Annotated in this window: 13 protein-coding genes; 5 read left to right on the forward strand and 8 right to left on the reverse strand. The window is 67.8% G+C overall.

Going from position 1 to position 18,068, the window contains the following annotated elements:
- Positions 1 to 312: 312 nt before the first annotated feature.
- The 4 genes from AB4Y35_RS08270 to AB4Y35_RS08285 all read right to left on the reverse strand — a co-directional run bounded on the left by AB4Y35_RS08270 (position 313) and on the right by AB4Y35_RS08285 (position 7,661).
- Positions 313 to 1,554, reverse strand: a complete 1,242-nt coding sequence (locus tag AB4Y35_RS08270) for an MFS transporter (RefSeq protein WP_368704055.1) — start codon at positions 1,552 to 1,554, stop codon at positions 313 to 315.
- 104 nt (positions 1,555 to 1,658) lie between these two features.
- A complete protein-coding gene (locus AB4Y35_RS08275; protein WP_368704632.1) occupies positions 1,659 to 3,212 on the reverse strand; it encodes an efflux transporter outer membrane subunit in 1,554 nt (517 codons plus the stop codon).
- Positions 3,212 to 4,468 (reverse strand): efflux RND transporter periplasmic adaptor subunit, encoded by a 1,257-nt coding sequence (locus AB4Y35_RS08280; protein WP_368704056.1) that lies wholly within the window; start codon positions 4,466 to 4,468, stop codon positions 3,212 to 3,214. Before AB4Y35_RS08280 ends, AB4Y35_RS08275 begins: the two co-directional genes overlap by 1 nt.
- A 10-nt stretch (positions 4,469 to 4,478) precedes the next feature.
- Positions 4,479 to 7,661 carry an efflux RND transporter permease subunit gene (locus AB4Y35_RS08285; protein ID WP_368704057.1) on the reverse strand — a complete coding sequence of 1,061 codons (3,183 nt, stop codon included), beginning with the start codon at positions 7,659 to 7,661 and terminating at the stop codon, positions 4,479 to 4,481.
- Between the two features lie 548 nt (positions 7,662 to 8,209).
- Here AB4Y35_RS08285 and AB4Y35_RS08290 point away from each other — a divergent pair.
- The gene (locus tag AB4Y35_RS08290; protein ID WP_028211876.1) at positions 8,210 to 8,422 is read left to right on the forward strand and encodes a hypothetical protein; all 213 of its coding nucleotides are present in this window, start codon (positions 8,210 to 8,212) and stop codon (positions 8,420 to 8,422) included.
- A 134-nt stretch (positions 8,423 to 8,556) separates the two neighbouring features.
- Entirely contained in the window at positions 8,557 to 9,624 is a 1,068-nt protein-coding gene (locus tag AB4Y35_RS08295) for a serine/threonine protein kinase (protein ID WP_368704058.1), read from the forward strand.
- Positions 9,625 to 9,639: 15 nt separating this feature from the next.
- Here AB4Y35_RS08295 and AB4Y35_RS08300 read toward each other — a convergent pair whose 3' ends face one another.
- A complete protein-coding gene (locus AB4Y35_RS08300) occupies positions 9,640 to 11,598 on the reverse strand; it encodes a DUF3857 domain-containing transglutaminase family protein (RefSeq protein WP_368704059.1) in 1,959 nt (652 codons plus the stop codon).
- Positions 11,599 to 12,050: 452 nt separating this feature from the next.
- Between AB4Y35_RS08300 and AB4Y35_RS08305 the strand changes: the two genes are divergently transcribed.
- From AB4Y35_RS08305 to AB4Y35_RS08315, 3 genes are all read left to right on the forward strand, one after another.
- The gene (locus AB4Y35_RS08305; RefSeq protein WP_042265491.1) at positions 12,051 to 13,451 is read left to right on the forward strand and encodes an OFA family MFS transporter; all 1,401 of its coding nucleotides are present in this window, start codon (positions 12,051 to 12,053) and stop codon (positions 13,449 to 13,451) included.
- Between the two features lie 13 nt (positions 13,452 to 13,464).
- Complete coding sequence (locus tag AB4Y35_RS08310; protein ID WP_324162980.1) at positions 13,465 to 13,593, forward strand: oxalate:formate antiporter; 129 nt, start codon at positions 13,465 to 13,467, stop codon at positions 13,591 to 13,593.
- Positions 13,594 to 13,785: 192 nt separating this feature from the next.
- Positions 13,786 to 15,180 carry an HdeD family acid-resistance protein gene (locus AB4Y35_RS08315; RefSeq protein ID WP_368704060.1) on the forward strand — a complete coding sequence of 465 codons (1,395 nt, stop codon included), beginning with the start codon at positions 13,786 to 13,788 and terminating at the stop codon, positions 15,178 to 15,180.
- A gap of 19 nt (positions 15,181 to 15,199) precedes the next feature.
- Here AB4Y35_RS08315 and AB4Y35_RS08320 read toward each other — a convergent pair whose 3' ends face one another.
- From AB4Y35_RS08320 to AB4Y35_RS08330, 3 genes are read right to left on the reverse strand one after another with little or no spacing between them, the layout of a single operon-like run.
- Positions 15,200 to 16,222: an XdhC family protein gene (locus tag AB4Y35_RS08320; RefSeq protein ID WP_368704061.1), complete on the reverse strand. Its 1,023-nt coding sequence runs from the start codon at positions 16,220 to 16,222 to the stop codon at positions 15,200 to 15,202.
- Complete coding sequence (locus AB4Y35_RS08325) at positions 16,195 to 16,767, reverse strand: CoxG family protein (protein ID WP_368704062.1); 573 nt, start codon at positions 16,765 to 16,767, stop codon at positions 16,195 to 16,197. Before AB4Y35_RS08325 ends, AB4Y35_RS08320 begins: the two co-directional genes overlap by 28 nt.
- On the reverse strand, positions 16,758 to 18,068 hold the full coding sequence (locus AB4Y35_RS08330; RefSeq protein WP_368704063.1) for a VWA domain-containing protein: 1,311 nt from the start codon (positions 18,066 to 18,068) through the stop codon (positions 16,758 to 16,760). Before AB4Y35_RS08330 ends, AB4Y35_RS08325 begins: the two co-directional genes overlap by 10 nt.

Genomic DNA, 18,068 nt, shown 5'->3' on the forward strand with positions numbered 1-18,068 from the left:
ATCGTATGGGCGACGATGGCTCGCAGTGGTTGTCTTTCTCGTCGCCATGCCAATGGCATGACGCTGCGGCCCCGGGCCTGCAATCGAGTATAGGTGAGGGCGGCGGCGCGTGTGCGCGCCGTCAGACTCCCCGCGAAGCAGATGCCGCGCCGCAAAAGCCCCGCCAGATGCGGCGCTGCGCTGCGGTGCGAGGCACACGGCCCGCAAATCGCGAGTCGTCTGAATATTACGAACGCCTTTCGATGGCGGTAGCACGCAGCACACAATGGCGCGAGTGCGCACGTTGCATGCCGTGCGGGCGGCTTCGCGGGCTCAGGCCGCTCCGGCGCGCTCGCGCGCGCGCAAGGTGAGCGCCAGTGCGAGGCCCACGACCAGCAGCACGATCACGAGGCCGGCCACGCCGCCCCAGCCCGCGCCGGCCCAGAAGTGGCCGCCGATCGACCCCATCACGCTCGAGCCGAGGTAATAGGCGAGCAGGTAAAGCGCGGCGGCCTGGCCCTTCGCTTCACGCGCGAGCCGGCCGACCCAGCCGCTCGCTACCGCATGTCCCGCGAAGAAGCCGATGGTCAGGCAGGCGATGCCCGCAGCAATCGCGGTGAGCGCCGCGAACAGCGTGAGCACGACGCCCGTGAGCATCAGCGCGAGACTGGCGATCAGCACGCGGCCGCGCCCGAACGTGTCGGCCATGCGGCCCGACCACGGCGAGGCGACCACGCCGGTCAGGTAGACGAGGAAAATCGCGCCGATGGCCGCCTGGCTCATGTGATAAGGCGCCGCGATCAACCGGTAGCCGATGTAGTTGTAGAGCGTGACGAAGCTGCCCATCAGCACGAAGCCCATCACGAACAGCATCGGCAGGCCCGGCCGCGCGAAATGGCGCAGCAGCGCCGCGCGATGATGCGCGAAACCGAGGCCGCTCTTCGGCACGAAGTGGCGCGAGGGCGGCAGCAGCGAGCGGAACGCGAACATGGAGGCGAGCCCGAGCACGCCGATCACGGCCACGGCCGCGCGCCAGCCGAACAGGTCGGTGACGATGCCCGTGATCACGCGCCCCGCCATGCCGCCGATCGCCGTGCCGCCCACGTAGAGTCCCATCGACAGGCCGAGGCCGTCCGGGTGCATTTCCTCGGCGAGCCACGCCATGGCCACGGCGGGCACGCCGCCGAGCGCGATGCCGAGGAGCGTGCGCAGCACGAGCATCTCATGCCAGTGCGGCACGAAGGCGCTGGCGAGCGTGAGCAGCGATGAGGCGCACAGCGACGCGGTCATCATGCCGCGCCGGCTCCAGCCTTCGGAGACGAAGCCCGCGACGAAGATCGCGATGGCGAGTGCGGCCGTGGTGAACGAGAGCGAGAGGCTGCTCTGCGCGGGGCTCACGCCGAAGGTTTGGGAGAACGCGGGCAGGAGCGGCTGCACGCAGTAGAGAAGCGAAAAGGTGGCGTAGCCGGCGAACAGCAGCGCGAGGCTTGCGCGCCAGAATTCGCGAGTGCCGCGTTCGATGTACGGAACGGCGGAGGGCGCGGAAGTGCGCGGGGCGCCCGGTGATGCAGTCACGACAGGATCTCCAGCAAGATTGCAAAGGCGCAACGATACGCCTGTTGAGCAAATGGCGTGGTCGAGCGCCGCAGGCCGGGTGCCCGGCGCAACCGCGCGGCCGCTCAGCCCGGAGCGCGCGAGGTGCCCGGCTGCGCGCTGCGAGCGGCGTTCGGCGAAGCGCCTTGCGGCCCACTGGCGGGCTGCGCTTTTTGCGCGTCGTCCGGGTGGACCAGCGCCGCATCGCCCGGTAAATCCGCCGCGCTCCAGCCGCCGCCCAGCGCCTTCACGAGCGCGACGCTCGCCGCCATGCGCCGGCGCGAGATCGCCACGGCCTGGCGTTCGTTGGTGAGCGCCGTGGTTTGCGCGACCACCACGTCGAGATAGGTGATCGCGCCACCCAGATAGCGATTGTTGATGGTGACGAGCGTGCGCTGCGCGGCATCCACCGCGCGGTCCTGGGCGGTCGCTTCCTGCGCCAGCACGCGTAGCGCCGCGAGGTTGTCCTCGACCTCGCCGAAGGCGTCGAGCACCGTCTGGCGATACTGCGCGACGTTCTCGTCATACTGCGCGCGCGCTTCGTTGCGCACCGCCTCGCGCCCGCCGAAGTCGATCAGCGTGCCCGCGAGCGTCGGCCCGAGCGACCAGAAGCGCGCGGGCGCGACGAGCCACTGGCTGAAGTTGGTCGCCTCCAGCCCGCCCGTGACCGCGAGCATGAGGTTCGGGAAAAACGCCGCCGTCGCCACGCCCACCTGCGCGTTCGCGGCGGCCACGCGGCGCTCGGCGGCCGCGATGTCTGGGCGCCGTTCGAGCAGCGTCGACGGCACGCCCGGCGGGCTCGCGATCGCGCGCACCGCGTAGGCCTCCTTCGGCGCGGCAGCGAGCGTGAACGTGGAAGGCGACTGTCCGATCAGAATCGCGATGGCGTGTTCGAGCTGGGCGCGCTGCACGCCGAGATCGATCGCCTGCGCCTCGGTGGTCTGCAGCTGCGTTTGCGCCTGGCCCACGTCGGCGTCGGTGGCGATGCCGCCCGCGTAGCGGTTCTGTGTGAGTTCGAGCGATTCGCGGTAGGCCTTGATCGTGTCGTCGAGCAGTTGCCGTTCGCGGTCGATGCCGCGCAACTCGAAGTAGTCGGTCGCGAGTTCGGCCTGCATCGAGAGCAGCACGGCCTGCATGTCGGCGGCGCTCGCCTGTGCGTTCGCTTTGGCGGCCTCGACGTTGCGCGCGACGCGGCCCCAGATGTCGGGCTCCCAGGTGGCGTCGATGCCCACGGAGTAGTCGTTGATCGTCTGGCCGGCCTTCGACGTGTACAGGAGATTCTGCGAGGTGCGGTAGCGCGAAAAATCGCCGCTCGCCGTCACGAGCGGGAAAAAGCTCGAGCGCTGCTGCGCGACGTTCGCGCGCGCCGCGCGAAAGTGTGCCTGCGCGGCCTGCACGTTCTGGTTCGCGCCTTCGACCTGGACTTCGAGTGCGTCGAGCTGGGCGTCCTCGTAGATCGTCCACCATGCGCCGCGCGACGCACTGTCAGCGGGCTGTGCAATCGTCCAGCCCGTGCCTTCGAGTTCCCTGAAGGTCGCGGCCACGGGCATCGCCGGGCGCACGTAGTCGGGGCCCACCTTGCAGCCGCCGAGCGCCGCAAGCATGGCCAACGCGAACAGTCGAATCCGCGCGGGCTTCATCATTCGCCCTGCGCCTGCGCGCTGTTGCCCATGTTGCTGCCCGCACCGCTCGCGCCATGCGCCGCACTGGCCTCGTGCTCGCCGTGCGGCTGCACGATGCGCACCGGCGTGCCGTCGACGATTGCGTCCTGCGGATTGACGATCACGCGCTCGTCGCCCGTGAGCCCCGCCGCCACCGCCACGCGCGTGCCGAAGTCGGTGCCGAGCGTGACCTTCACGAGTTTTACGCGATCTTGCGCATCGACAGTCGCCACCTTCACGCCGTCGGGGCGGAACAGGAAGGCGTTGCCGGGCAGCGTGATCGGCGTGGCCGAGCCGTCGAGCGCGAAGTGAACCTGCGCGTAGGCGCCGGGCAGCAGCTCGCCGCTGCGGTTGTCCACATCGACTTCGACCAGCATCGTGCGCTGCTGTGCGTCGACCGCGCCCGCCGTGCGCGCGACGATGCCGGGAAAGTGCTTGCCCTGCTCCTCGTTGAGCGTCAGATACGCGTGCTGCTGCACGCGGATCTGCTGTGCGTAGGCCTGCGGCACGTTCGCGTACACGCGCAGACGGTCGGCTTGCGCAAGATGGAACAGCTCCTTTTGCGAGGTGCCGCCGTTGCCCGCGTCGATGAGCGCGCCCACATCGACGTTGCGCGCCGTGACGATGCCGTCGAAGGGCGCCGTCACGCGTTCGTACGACTGCAGTTGCGAGAGCCGCGAGACGTTGAAACGCGCGGAATCGAGCGTGGCCTTCTTTGCGAGCATGTCGCCGACTTTTTCGTCGGTGTCCTGCTTCGCCACCGAGCGCGTTTGCAGCATCTGCGTCCAGCGGTCGGCCGTGGTTTTGGCGAGCGCGTAGTTCGCTTCGGCGTTGGCGAGATCGGCGCGCGCGGCGCGCAACTGGTCGTCCACTTCGGGTGCGTCGATTTCGGCGAGCAGCTGGCCCGCCTTCACGTGCGCGCCGATGTCGAAGTACCACTTGCGCAGATAGCCGCTCGTGCGCGCGTAGATCGGCGTGTCGAGAAAGGCCTGCACGTTGCCGGGCAGCACGAGGTCGAGTGCGCGCGCCGAGCGCTGCGGCGTGACCACCTGCACGGTCAGCGTGCTCGCGCTTTTGGCCTCGCGTTCGAGCGCCGCGTGTGCGCTATGGCGCGACCAGATGCCCTGCGCCGCGAGGCCGAGCACCACGAGCGCGGCGAGTACGATGGGCCAGCGCCGCGGTTGATGAGGACGAGGCGGCTCTTGCGGCGAAGGCGTTTGCGAATGAGTCGTCATGACAGGGGTTTCATGATTTGGGCACCACGTTTTCACTGGCGCGCTGGCGGCGCTCGCCGAGCTTGCGGTAGATGAGCGAGAACACCACGGGGACGAAGATCAGCGTGGCGAGCGTGCCCACCGCGAGGCCGCCGATCACGGCGCGCCCGAGCGGTGCGTTCTGCTCGCCGCCTTCGCCGAGGCCGATGGCCATCGGCACCATGCCGATCACCATGGCGAGCGCGGTCATGAGCACCGGGCGAAAGCGCGTGTAGCCCGCTTCGATCGCGGCGCGCGCCGCGTCGCCGTGCAGGCGCAACTGCTCGCGCGCAAAGCTGATGACGAGAATGGAGTTCGCCGTGGCGATGCCGATACACATGATCGCGCCCGTGAGCGCGGGAATGGACAGCGTGGTATGTGTGAGGAACAGCATCCAGACAATGCCCGCGAGCGCGCCCGGCAGCGCCGTGATGATGATGAACGGATCGAGCCACGACTGGAAGTTCACGACGATCAGCAGATACACGAGCACGATCGCGAAGACGAGCCCGCCGAACAGTCCGGAGAACGAATCGTTCATCGTCTGGACCTGGCCGCGCAGCTTGATGCTCGACGTCTTCGGCAGTTCGCTGCGCGTCTCATCGATGATCTTCGCGATGTCGTCGGAAACGGCGCCCAGGTCGCGCCCGTCGGCGGTGCCGTAAATGTCGATGGTGGTCTGCGCGTTGTAGTGCGTGACCACGGCGTTGCCCGAGATGCGCTGCATGCTCGCGAGCGAGCCGAGTATGTTGCTGCGCCCGTTCGCGGTGAGCGGAATGTTGGCGAGCGACTGCAGCGAATCGATCGTGTATTGCGGGGCTTCGGTCACGACGTTGTAGCTCACGCCGTTGATCGGATTGAGCCAGAACGTGGGCGTGGTCTGCTGGCTGCCCGAGAGCGTGATGAGCAGGTCGCTCGCCACGTCCTTCTGCGTGAAGCCCGCCTGCTGCGCGCGCGTGCGGTCCACGTCGATGAAGATGCGCGGCAGGTCCGCGGGCTGCTGGATGCGCGCGTCGGCGAAACCGGGCACGCCGCGCAGCCGCGCGAGCAGCTTCGCCGCGAACGCGCGGTTGCCGGCCACGTCGCGGCCCACGATCTGCACGTCGATGGGCGAGGGCATGCCGAAGTTCAGCGTCTGGCTCACGATATCGGCGGGCAGGAAGGCGAACTGCACGCCCGGGAACTCGTCGTTGAGCGTGCGCCGCAGGAGGCGCACGTAACCGGCGGTCGCGTGATGGTCCTCGTTCAGCGAGATCAGCACGTCGGCGTCGGACGTGCCGATGGTGCCAGTGTTGCTGTACGAGAGGTTGATGCCCGAGACCGGCAGGCCGATGTTGTCGATGATCGAATGCAGCTCGCCCGGCGGAATCAGCGTGCGCACACGCTTGTCGATACGGTCGACGAGCACGGCGGTTTCCTCGACGCGCATGCCGGTTTTCGCGCGCACGTGCAGCGCGATGGTGCCCGCATCGACCTGTGGAAAGAAGTCGCGTCCGAGGAACGGCATGAGCAGCAGCGACGCGCCACAGCAGGCGAGAAACGCCACCACGAACCACACGGGATGCTTCACCCGCGCCATGAGAAACCCGCGATAGCGCTCGCGCAGCCCCTCGAAGCCGCGCTCGAACGCGAGGTGCACGCGCATGAACGGATTGCGCGTCGTGCCATGCAGGTGATGCAGGTCGGCGGGCTTGTGATGATGGCGCATCAGGTACTTCGCGAGCGTGGGTACGAGCGTACGCGAGAAGAAGTACGACGCCAGCATCGCGAACACCACGGCTTCCGCGAGCGGAATGAAGAGATAGTGCGCCACACCCGTGAGCAGGAACATCGGCACGAACACGATGCAGATGGAGAGCGTGGAGACGAGCGTGGGAATCGCGATCTGGTGCGCGCCGTCGAGAATCGCCTGCTCCAGCGTCTTGCCTTGCTCCAGTTGCTGGCTGATGTTCTCGATCGCGACCGTTGCGTCGTCAACCAGAATGCCGACCGCGAGCGCGAGCCCGCCCAGCGTCATGATGTTGATGGTCTCGCCGAGCGCCGCGAGCACGATGACCGAGGTGATCATCGACAGCGGAATCGAGATCGCGATGATGAGCGTGGCGCGCCAGTTGCCGAGGAACAGCAGGATCATGAGCGCCGTGAGCGCCGCGGCGATGAGCGCTTCGCGCAGCACGCCCTGCACGGAGGCGCGCACGAACAGCGACTGGTCGGCGACCGGATCGATATTGAGCGACGGCGGCACGAGATTGCGCAGCGTCGGCATCATCTCCTTGATGCGGTCCACGATCTCGAGCGTCGACGTGTTGCCGCTCTTGTTGATGGTGAGAAGCGACGCGCGCTGGCCGTCCACGCGCACGATATTGGTTTGCGGCACGTAGCCGTCGCGCACGTGCGCCACGTCGCGGATGTAGATCGTGCCGCTCGCCGTGGTTTTCACGGGAATGTCGTTCAGGCCCGCTAAGCTGTCGGGGCTTGCATTCATCGTCACCGAATATTCGGTCGCGCCGATTTTTGCCGTGCCCGAGGGCAGGATGAGGTTCTGCGCGCTGATCGCATTCACCACGTCCATGGGCGAGAGATTGTGCTGCTGCAGTGCGCGCTGGTTGATGTCGACCATGATCTGCCGCTGCTTGCCGCCATAGGGCAGCGGCGCGGAGGCGCCCGGCACAGTCGCGAGCTGCGTCTTCAGAAAGTTGTTGCCGTAGTCGAACAGCTCCTGCTCGGTCAGCTGCGGCGAAGAAAGCGACAGGCGCAGGATCGGCACCGTCGAGGCGTTGTAGCGCAGGATGAACGGCGGCTGGATGCCGGGCGGCAGCGAGCGCAGCTGCGCCTGTGACAGCGCCGTGACTTCGGCGAGCGCTTCCTGGATATTGGCATGCGGCTGGAAGAAGATCTTCACGACCGCGATGCCGTTCAGCGACGTCGATTCGGTGTGCTCGATATCGTTCACCGCCACGGAAAGGCCGCGCTCGTAGTTGAGCACGATGCGCTTTTCCATCTCGTCGGCGGGCAGACCCGTGTAGGTCCAGATCACCGAGAGCACCGGAATGTCGATGTTCGGGAAGATATCCGTGGGCGTGCGCAGGATCGTCAGCGGCCCGACAATCAAAAGCAGCAACGCGAGCACGACGAACGTGTACGGGCGCTTGAGCGCGAGTCGAACGATCCACATGGAACGGCGGGTTCCTTCGCTGGTGGCGGAGTCTGGCTCGCGCAGCTGGTCTGGCCGCGGTGGCGAGCGTTCAGGTTATCGGTATCGTGGCCGGCTGTTGTGGCGCGCGTGAGGTCTTTGCCTGTGCTGCGCCGGGCCTTTGTGGTGCACGGTTGGCACAGGACTATAGCGCCAGTCAGCATGCATCAGCGTACTTTTTCAGGGACTGCCCTAGCAAGGTCGCGAGGAATGGGGTTTACCATCTATTACAGTCAGGTTTTCGTAAGATGCGTGAGCGAAGCGGGGCGGGGCTTTGGGTGGCACAGGGTGCCGTGAGCACGCCGCCGTTGATACACCCCCCTATTTTTTCGCTTTGCTCACGCGCTCAAACAGGCAACAATGGGGATGCCAAGGGTCCGGCCGTGCTTAAGCGCGCGGCGCGAGCGGGTCGCCCGAGGCGGGTTTGGATGCGCGCGCAACAGGTCGTGCGCATCGGTTTTTTTGTCAGCATGCCGACCGGCCTTCCTTCGAGGGAGCCGGCGAAGGTAGCGAGGTAACGGGGAAACATCATGCAAATCGGTTCTATCGTCCGTTCCGTTCATATCGCGGTGCCACAGGGCGCGCGCGGCATCGTGATGCGCATTCTCGGCGACATGGCGATGGTGACGTGGTATGCCGGGGAGCCTGGCTCGTCGGCGCAGCTCAATACCGAGCCCTTTTTTCTCGAAGATCTGATCGATACGGGCGAGCACGTCATGCCCGCCGGCGCGCAGATCCACTGAGTCTGGGCCCCGTGACACGTTGACGAGGCGCGCCGCGTCCCGTCGCAGGGTTGTGCGCCGCGTTTGTGTTGATCGTGTCTGGCGCGTGCACCGCGCGCTCGCCGGCACCGCCCGCAAGAGGCACAATTGCGGGTATGAATTACGATCCTTCTCCCGTCCCGGGCGGGCCTTCCGGTCCCGGCGAGTCCAGCCACCCCGGCCATCCCGGCGACCAGGCCGCGCCCTACGCGCGCCTCACACCCGAATGCGTGCTCGACGCCGTCGACGGCGTGCTGATCCCGGCCGAGCGCCGCACGGACGGCCGCATGCTCGCGCTCAACAGCTACGAGAACCGCGTGTACCAGGTGGGCGTGGAAGACGGGCCGCCGCTCGTCGCCAAGTTCTATCGCCCCGGGCGCTGGAGCAACGAGGCGATCCTCGAAGAGCACGCTTTCGTCGCCGAACTCGCCGCGCGCGAGATTCCGGCCGTGCCTGCGCTCGCCTTCGAAGGGCGCACGCTGCACGACTTCGAGGGGTTTCGCTTCTCGCTGTTCGAGCGGCGCGGCGGCCGCGCGCCTGATCTCGACCGCAGCGACACGCTCGAATGGCTCGGCCGCTTCATCGGCCGCATTCACGCCGTGGGCGCGACCCGGCCGTATGAGGCGCGCCCCACGCTCGACATTCAGTCCTACGGCTACGAGCCACGCACGTATCTGCTCGAACACGGCTTCGTGCCAGAGGACGTGCGCGAAGCGTGGCAGGCCGCGGTGACGCTCGCGCTCGAAGGCGTGGAGGCGGCCTTCGAGCGCGCGGGCGACGTGCGGTCGTTGCGCCTGCACGGCGATTGCCATCCGAGCAACGTGCTCTGGACCGACGCCGGCCCGCATTTCGTGGACTTCGACGACAGCCGCATGGGTCCCGCTATCCAGGATTTGTGGCTGCTTTTGCCCGGCGATCGCGCGGGCGCTTCGCGTGCGATGGCGGATTTGCTCGCCGGTTACGAGGACTTCTGCGAATTCGAGCCACGCGAGCTGCATCTCGTCGAAGCGCTGCGCACGCTGCGCCTCATCCACTACTCGGCCTGGCTTGCGCGCCGCTGGCACGATCCCGCGTTTCCGGCCGCCTTCCCGTGGTTCAACACGCAGCGCTACTGGGAAGAGCGCATTCTCGAACTGCGCGAGCAGATCGGCGCGATGCAGGAAGGGCCGCTCTGGCCCGTCTGAGCGTCGTGCGCCGGCTCACTGCGCGCTCGCCGGACTATCCGGCGCGGCGCCCTGAGCCGACGGCTTGACGATCAACTGCGCGCGCAGGTCGCGCGCCATCGTCTCGAACGCGGGGCGCATCTGCGCGAAATCGTCGGCGCTGCAGACGTCGCTCGCGAAATGCGTTTGCCCCATACGCGTGACGCGCAGCACGTTCGCCTGCGGGTCGAGCGCGTACTGCGAACTGAAATCGATGAAACGGTTGTCGGCGTGCTGCGGCATGGGCACGTCGAGTACGTGCATGCCCGGCGGCAACACGATGCGCGTGCGCTCGGTCACCACCACGTTGCGGCACATGAAGGGCTGCGTGCGCCGCGATTCGCCGAGCCAGTAGCGCAGATTCGCGTCGAGCCCGCCCACGAAGCTCGTGAGCGTGGGCACGGGCGTGGTCATTTCCGGGTCGACGAAGCCGTCGAAGGTGCCCGTGAGCGTGAGCACGAGCGGACCCGCGGTGGCGTCGAGCGGGCTGGAGGCGAGCGTGGCGTTGCCGCGCAGGTTGGCGTTGCGCAGCTCCCATTGCAGCGACTCTTCGCGCTGCGCGGGCGTTTGCAGGCGCAGCACGCTGCGCGTCTGTTCGGCGGACCAGCCCTCTGACTGCAAGCGGTAGATGAAGCGCGCCGAGCCGTCGGGCGCGACCGTGATGTCGAGATCGCTCTCGCGCGTGGTCGTGGCCGTGGGGGGCGTGCGGACCCGCGTGCCGTCGCCGGCGAGCACGGCCTCGCGGTCCATGTCCGTCGACGGCAAGTAGCCGAACTCGATGTTGCTCGCCGTCGAATCCGCGAACATCTGCAGATCGGGCAGCCAGGTGATGACGTGATTGATCACGCCGAAGCCCGGCACGCCCGGCAGCGTGTAGACGGTGCCGCTGTTCACGAGCGCGGGCGTGCTGCGGATGCCCACGGCGCCGAGCAGCGCGCCGTAGAGCGCGACGTGGTCCTTGCAGTCGCCGTAGCGGTTCGCGAGCACGTCGGTTGCCCGGTGCGGCACGATCTCGCCGCGGCCGATATTCATCGCCACGTAGCGGATGTTGCGGCGCACCCAGTCATACAGCGTTTGCGCCTTGGCGCGCGCGGTGTCGTCGTGCGCCGTGAGCGTCTGCGCAAGCCGCGCGATGGCCGGGTCGCGCGCGGTGGGGTCCACCGCCGCGTCGCGATAGACCTTCGCGAAGGCGGCGTAGTCGGGGAAGGTGGACACCATCAGCCGGTCGCCGTAGCTCACGTAGGCGACCGAGCCATATTCGAGGCGCTCGAAGTTCGACTTGTCGTAGCGGTACTCGTAGCGCGTGCGGCCGTTCACCGTGGCGGGCGGCAGCACGGTGAAGCCGCGCGCGTCGGCGTAGAGCGGCACTTTCGAGGGCAGGTCGTAGATCACGCGGAAGTGGTGCGTGGGCGCGAGGTCGGGTGGCGTGAAGTCGCTGAACCAGCCGGGCACGAGCGGCACGCGCTGGATCTTGCGCCACGTGAGATGCACGCGCGCGCCCGGCTCCACGGCCGGGAATACGATCACCTTGTCCTGCACGTCCTGAAACATCGGGGCGTCGAACGAACGCACTTCCTGCACGTCGCGGATCTGCTCGGGGCGCACGTCGTGACGCCCGCCCTGGGCGTCCTCGGTCCACGCTTCGAGCACCTCCACGTGGGCCATCTCGCGGTTGAACCACACGTAATACTGGCCCGCGCGCGCAATGCCGGCCTCGGTGTTCACGCGTAGCGTGAGCGAGTCGAGCTTGGTGTACGAGCCGTCCGCGTTGACGGTGAAGGTCTGCGTTTCCGCTTCGTTGGTGTAGGGCGCCTGTGCGGCGCTGCCTGCCGGATTCAGCGCGCCCGCTTCGAGCGGCACCGGAGTGAGCTGCGCCACGCCCGGGCGCAGGTCGGCGGCGAAGGTTCCCGTGGCGGGGCCGAGCACGGCTAGGCAAAGAGCGAGAGCGAGGCGCATGGGGGGGCTCGGCAGGTGGCGGGTCGCGGATGAGCGCTACTTCTGCCACTTAAAAGTCATGCAACCCGCTTGTCAAGCGGATGGCCCGCACACCGCCCGCAGGGGGCCCTGAATCGAGTGTTGAGTCTAAATGCTGGGCCGCGCAACGACATGCCCGCCTGCGGCGCCCTGCGCGGCGTCATTGGGCGTCCCCGCCGGTTTGCTGCGCACGCAACAATCGAGGCAGCGCGGCGGCGCGCGGGCCGTTGTATGGCATATGTATGTTTACCTCATATTGCCAAGGAGGCGGTTGGGGACTAAGGTTCGTGCAGCCGTCAAGCGGCAATTAAGTGTTCTATGCGTTTGCGCATATAAAGAGCACGAAAGACCACGCCTACCAACAGCCATTTTGGATGGGACCAGAGCGAGCGTTTACCCCGCGCTCTCAACCTCTGGTCGATTCGGGAGATCCCATGAGCAGCGTTGCAGATTCGACGCGCGGTGCGCAAAGCGCACCTTTCTTTTCCAAAGAGGCGACCGTCGCCCCGCCGGGCTTTTCGCGCTGGATGGTGCCGCCCGCCGCGCTGGCCGTGCACCTGTGCATCGGCCAGGCCTACGCGTTTTCCGTGTTCAACGCGCCGCTCACGAAGGTGATCGGCATTACGCAGTCCGCGCCCGATGACTGGTCGCTCACCACGCTTGGCTGGATTTTCTCGCTGGCCATCGTGTTTCTCGGCCTTTCCGCCGCGTTCGGCGGCAAGTGGCTCGAACGTGTCGGCCCGCGCCGCACGATGTTTACCGCGGCGTGCTGCTTTGGCGGCGGTTTCCTCGTTTCCGCGCTCGGCGTGTATCTCCACCAGATCGCGCTGCTCTATCTCGGCTACGGCGTGATCGGCGGCATCGGCCTCGGGCTCGGCTACGTCTCGCCGGTTTCGACGCTGATCCGCTGGTTCCCCGACCGCCGCGGCATGGCAACGGGCCTCGCGATCATGGGCTTTGGCGGCGGCGCGATGATCGCCGCCCCGCTCTCCGTCATGCTGATGAAGCATTTCGCGAGCGACACGAGCGTGGGCGTCGCCCAGACCTTCGTGGTGCTCGGCGTGGCCTACTTCATCTCGATGACGATCGGCGCCATCACCATCCGCGTGCCCGCGCCGGACTGGAAGCCGGCTGGCTGGACGCCGCCCGTCGTGGCGAAGAAGCTCGTGTCGAACCAGCACGTGCATATCGACCAGGCGCTCAAGACGCCGCAGTTCTATCTGATCTGGCTCGTGCTGTTCCTCAACGTGACGGCCGGCATCGGCATTCTGGGCCAGGCCTCGGTCATGATCCAGGAAAGCTTCAAGGACACCGTGAGCGCCGGCGCGGCGGCGGGCTTCGTCGGCCTGCTCTCGCTCTTCAACATGGGCGGGCGCTTCGTGTGGGCTTCGGCTTCCGACTGGGTGGGCCGCAAGAACACCTACTTCATCTTCTTCGTGTTCGGCGCGGTGCTCTATTACGCGGTGCCGCAGTTCGCGCAGAGCGGCAACATCGTGTTCTTCGTGCTCGCGTTCTGCCTGATCCTGTCGATGTACGGCGGCGGCTTCTCGACCGTGCCCGCCTATCTCGCGGACATGTTCGGCACGGCGTTCGTCGGCGGCATTCACGGCCGTCTGCTCACCGCATGGGCCGCGGCAGGCGTGGCGGGCCCGGTGCTCGTGAACTACGTGCGCGCGTACCAGGTCGCGCACGGCGTGGCGAAGGCCGACGCCTACACGATGACCGTGCACATCATGGCGTCGCTGCTCGTGATCGGCTTCATCTGCAATCTGCTCGTGCGCCGCGTGGACGCGAAGCACCACATGAGCGAGACGCAACTCGCCGCCGGTAAATAAGGAGGAACGCGCAATGTCTACCCAAGCCGCCCCGCAATCGTCGAACAAGGCGCTGATGGCGATCTTCTGGCTCTACGTGCTGGTGCCGCTCGTGTGGGGCGTGACCAACACGCTCACGCAGGCGATGAAGCTGTTCGGCTGATGCCGTGACGCTCGAGTGAAGCGAGGCGGCGCGAGCCGCCCGCCAGAAACCCGTACTGCGGGCCGCCGACGAAAGTCGCGGCCCGCAGTTTTTTTGGGGGGCACGCCGTCACCTCGGCCGCACACGTTCGGGGCGATCCCTCGCCGCACCGCAGTACGATGCGTTTTCATAAGCGGCTGCCGGAGACGGGCGATGGTGCGGCTCATGATGATCCTGCTGGGCGTCGAGTATCTGCGCGAGCGCTGGCGCGGCGTGATGGCGGCGGGCGTGGTGAGCGCGCTCGTGGGCGCGGCGCTCTTCGTCGACGCACTGGACGGCGTGCTGTTCTTTCCGATCGCGCCGTTCGCGTGGCTGCTGCTGATCGAGGGACTGGCCACGCTCGCGGTGGCATGGACCGGCATGGGCGGCCAGCGCACGCTGCGCTATGTGAAGGGCTTTGGCTTCTGTATCACGGCGGCGCTCGTGCTGTCGGGCTACCGGCACGCGTCGTTCATTCTTTCGATGGTGTTCGCCACGCTCTTTCTCGCCGACGGCCTGCTGCAGATCGCCTCGGCCTGGGTCGTGCGCTATCGCACGTGGCGTCTCGCGGTGGCGGGCGGCGCGCTGCAGATCGCCATCGCCATCTTTCTCTATCAGCCTTATCCCACGCACTACAAGGGCACGGTGCCCTACTGCCTCGGGCTCATCCTGATGTTCGCGGGGTGGAACCTGCTGCTGCTCGCCTTGCGCGCGCGCCGGCTCGCCGTGAATCCGGCGGCGTCGCAGGGCGGCGCGGCGGCGCTCGTGGCGAGCGCGGTGGGGGCGGCGAACGCGGCCAAGGGCCGGTCACCCCGGCTCGCGCAGACCGTGTTCGACGGGCCGCCCGCACCGTACGAGCGCGCGCTCACCGTGCACGTGTGGACGCCGGTGGGCAGTTCGAGGGCCGAGGCGCGGCGTCAGCCGCTCATCGACCGCTATATTGCCGCCGTCGATCGCGATGGCGTGATTTCCACGGGTCACGCTGCGCTCGAATCGCCCGAGCGTGTCTATATCAGCCTCTATCCCGCCGTGGAAATCGATCGTTCTCCCGATGAATTCACGCGCACGCTGCGCGCGACGCGCGAGAACGACGTGCCGGGTCTGTTCCAGCCCGACTACGTGACGGAGTCGAAGGCGTGGTGCCCGTCCACGCGCCAGGTGCGCATTCGCAACTACGATCCGCTTCGGTTGGCGAGTTTCTGGCAGCGCTATCGCGAAGACACGACCTATAACCTCACGCACCGCAACTGCTCGAGCACCGTTTCGCACGCGCTGGAGGCGGCGCTCGAAGGCGCGACGCCGCGTGTGTGGGGTCATGGATGGCTCGCGTTCGCGCGCATGGTCACGACGCCGGAGCTATGGGTGGCGGCGCAGGTGCGCAAACGCGGCCAGACGATGGCCTGGACGCCGGGACTCACGCTCGACTACGCGCGCGCGTTGAGCATGCTGGCGGACCCGCGGCCTTCGGGATGGACGCGCATGCTCAGGTCGCTGCGCGCGTCGATGCTAAGACGGGAACGGCGGAAAGAGCGGGAGGCCAATCGCGACGGGCGCTCGCCTCACGCGTGAAGGCGGCCGCGCAGCGGCCTCACACATCGCACGTCGAACCCGCGCCCGCGGCCTGTTCGCGCGCGGCCTTTGCGCCTTCGACCTGGAGAATGGTCGGCAGCGAGACGCCGTTCTTCGCCGCCGTGACCTCGGCGAGGATCGACACCGCGATTTCCGGCGGCGTGCGGCTGCCGATGTAAATGCCCACCGGCCCATGCAGCCGCGCGAGTTCCGCCTCGCTCAGGTCGAACTCCTTGAGCCGCTCGCGCCGCGCCGCGTTGTTGCGCCGCGAGCCCAGCGCGCCCACGTAGAACGCCGGCGTCTTGAGCGCCTCCATCAGCGCGAGGTCGTCGAGCTTGGGGTCGTGCGTGAGCGCGATCACGGCGCAGCGTTCGTCGAGCTTCATGTCGAGCACCGTGTCGTCGGGCATGGTGCGCACGAGCGCCGTGCCGGGCACGTCCCAGGTGTCGGTGTATTCCTCGCGCGGGTCGCACACGGTCACCTGGTAGTCGAGCCCCACGGCGATCTGGCAGAGATAGCGCGAGAGCTGCCCCGCGCCGATCACCAGCATGCGGTAGCGCGGCCCGTGTATCGTGAGCAGGCGCACGTCGTCGAAGTCCACGCCATCGGTCGCTTTCGCGGGGCCGAGCGTGGCGCGGCCGGTCGCCATGTCGAGTGTGCGCGCAACGAGTTCGCCACGCTCGACGGTTTCGAGCAGTTCGCGAATGCCCGAGGCCTCGGAGAGCGGTTCGAGCACGAGCTGGATCGTGCCGCCGCATGGCAGTCCGAAACGATGCGCCTCTTCCGCCGTGATGCCGTACTTGACGGCTTCGGGCTTCACGATCGTCACGCCTTCGCGGTGCACGCGGTCGATCAGATCGTCCTCGATGCAGCCGCCCGACACGGAGCCGACCACGAGGCCGTCGCCGCGCACCACGAGCATCGCGCCCTCGGGACGCGGCGACGAGCCCCACGTTTTCACCACTGTCACCAGCAGCGCACGGTGCCCTGCGTCGAGCCAGCGCACGCTGGATTTCAGGACTTCGAGATCCACGCTGTCCATGATCGTTTCCTCTTCGGAGTTTCCTCTGCGCCTTCGCCTTGTGGCTGGCCTTCTGCGTCGCTCGCGGCCGGTTCCGCCGCCTCGTCGGTATTTTCCTGCGCGCCGCCGCCCAGCTGTTCCCCGAAACGCTTGAAAAACTCGCCGGCGATCTTGCGCGCCGCGCCGTCGACGAGCCGCGAGCCGATCTGCGCGAGCTTGCCGCCTACCTGGGCGTTCGCGGTGTAAGTGAGCGTGGTCGATTCGTCGCCCGCGGCTTCGAGCTTCACGTGCGCGTCGCCCTTGCCGAAGCCCGCTGCGCCGCCCTGGCCCTCGAAGACGATCGTGTAGCTGTTGGGGGCGTCGATATCGGCGAGTTGCATGCGGCCCTTGAAGCGCGCCTTCACCGGGCCCACCGCGGCGGTCAGCGCGACGGCGTAGGCGTTCTCGCCGTCGGCCTCGATGCTTTCGCAGCCCGGTATGCACGCCTTGAGGATCGCCGTGTCGTTGAGCGCTTCCCAGGCGCGCTGTTGCGGCACCGGCAGCGTGTGGCTTTCAGTCAGCTCCATCGTGTTTCTCCTTGTGCCGGGCGCGCCTGCAGGGTGTGCAACGCGCGTGCCGGTTTCGGCAGACGAGTCGCCAGAGGCGTTGCCGCATGAGGCGCAGACCGGATCGGCGCGGCTTCGCACAGGCTGCGCGCGAACGCTTCGAGGCTGTCGAGATTGTGGACGGGGTAGTGGGCGTCGACGTGGGGCAGCATCGCCTGCACGCCGCGCGCTTTCGGCGCGAAATCGCGGTAACGCAAGAGCGGATTGAGCCAGATCACGCGATGCGCGAAGCGGTGCAGGCGCGCCATCTCCTCGCTGAGCCGGCCGCATTCATCGTGATCGAGCCCGTCGGTGACGATCAGCACCGTCGCGCGCCCCCCGAGCATGCGGCGCGCCCAGCGGCGGTTGAATTCCGCGAGCGTGGCGCCGATGCGCGTGCCGCCGGACCAGTCCGCGACCTGGGTGGCGAGCTGCGCGAGCGCGACGTCGGGGTCGCGTTCGCGCAGTGCGCGCGTGGCGTGCGTCAGGCGCGTGCCGAACAGGAACACCTGCAGGCGCTCGCGCGATTGCAGCAACGCGTGGCAGAAGTAGAGCACCGCGCGCGAGTAGCTGCTCATCGAGCCGGAGATGTCGAGCAGCAGCACGAGCGGCAGCTTGCGTTCCACGGGCGCGCGATATTTCCACACGGTCCAGTCGCCGCCCGCGCGCACCGCGTGGCGCGCGCTCGCGCGCAGATCCGCGTGGGTGCCGCGCGACGCTGCCTTCAGGCGTCGCGTGCGAACGGTGGCGAGCGGCAGGCGGCGCGCGCGGATCAGGTGGCGCAGCGTGCGCCATTCGTCGGCGGTGAGCGTGTCGAAGTCGCGCTGGCGCAGGCGTTCCTCGGCGCTGAACGTGGCGTGTGCGCGCAACTCGTGCTCTTCGTGCGAGGGCGGCGGCTTCGCGCCGGGGCGATGGGCAGGACGCGCCGCGAGCGCGTCGGCAAGGCGGTTGTTGCGGCGCGGCGGCGGCACGCCGCCTTGCACCTTCGGCAGCAGCAGCGCGCGCAGCTTGCCTTCGAAATCCGGATCGCGCCAGAAGAGCGCGAACGCGGCGTCGAAGATCTCGCGCTCGTCGGGCGCGCTCGTGAGGAGCGCGGCGAGCGCCGCGTGCACGTCGTCGCGGCGGCCGAGGTCGATGTGGCGCAGCGCTTCGATCGCGTCGACGGCGCGCGAAGGCGACATCGGCAGGCCAGCGCCGCGCAGCACGCGCACGAAATGCACGACGTTGCGCGCAAACACGGGCGCGAGCGTGGGCATGGCGGCGGGCGACGTGGCGAGGGGCAT

The sequence above is a fragment of the Paraburkholderia sp. EG286A genome, assembly GCF_040965375.1.
Taxonomy (GTDB): Bacteria; Pseudomonadota; Gammaproteobacteria; order Burkholderiales; family Burkholderiaceae; genus Paraburkholderia.

Bases quoted from the DNA above. Each gene is read 5' to 3' on its own strand.
- AB4Y35_RS08275 (WP_368704632.1), bottom strand. From the start codon at position 3,212: ATGAAGCCCGCGCGGATTCGACTGTTCGCGTTGGCCATGCTTGCGGCG.
- AB4Y35_RS08280 (WP_368704056.1), bottom strand. From the start codon at position 4,468: ATGACGACTCATTCGCAAACGCCTTCGCCGCAAGAGCCGCCTCGTCCT.
- AB4Y35_RS08285 (WP_368704057.1), bottom strand. From the start codon at position 7,661: ATGTGGATCGTTCGACTCGCGCTCAAGCGCCCGTACACGTTCGTCGTG.
- AB4Y35_RS08290 (WP_028211876.1), top strand. From the start codon at position 8,210: ATGCAAATCGGTTCTATCGTCCGTTCCGTTCATATCGCGGTGCCACAG.
- AB4Y35_RS08295 (WP_368704058.1), top strand. From the start codon at position 8,557: ATGAATTACGATCCTTCTCCCGTCCCGGGCGGGCCTTCCGGTCCCGGC.
- AB4Y35_RS08300 (WP_368704059.1), bottom strand. From the start codon at position 11,598: ATGCGCCTCGCTCTCGCTCTTTGCCTAGCCGTGCTCGGCCCCGCCACG.
- AB4Y35_RS08305 (WP_042265491.1), top strand. From the start codon at position 12,051: ATGAGCAGCGTTGCAGATTCGACGCGCGGTGCGCAAAGCGCACCTTTC.
- AB4Y35_RS08310 (WP_324162980.1), top strand. From the start codon at position 13,465: ATGTCTACCCAAGCCGCCCCGCAATCGTCGAACAAGGCGCTGATGGCG.
- AB4Y35_RS08315 (WP_368704060.1), top strand. From the start codon at position 13,786: ATGGTGCGGCTCATGATGATCCTGCTGGGCGTCGAGTATCTGCGCGAG.
- AB4Y35_RS08320 (WP_368704061.1), bottom strand. From the start codon at position 16,222: ATGGACAGCGTGGATCTCGAAGTCCTGAAATCCAGCGTGCGCTGGCTC.
- AB4Y35_RS08325 (WP_368704062.1), bottom strand. From the start codon at position 16,767: ATGGAGCTGACTGAAAGCCACACGCTGCCGGTGCCGCAACAGCGCGCC.
- AB4Y35_RS08330 (WP_368704063.1), bottom strand. From the start codon at position 18,068: ATGCCCCTCGCCACGTCGCCCGCCGCCATGCCCACGCTCGCGCCCGTG.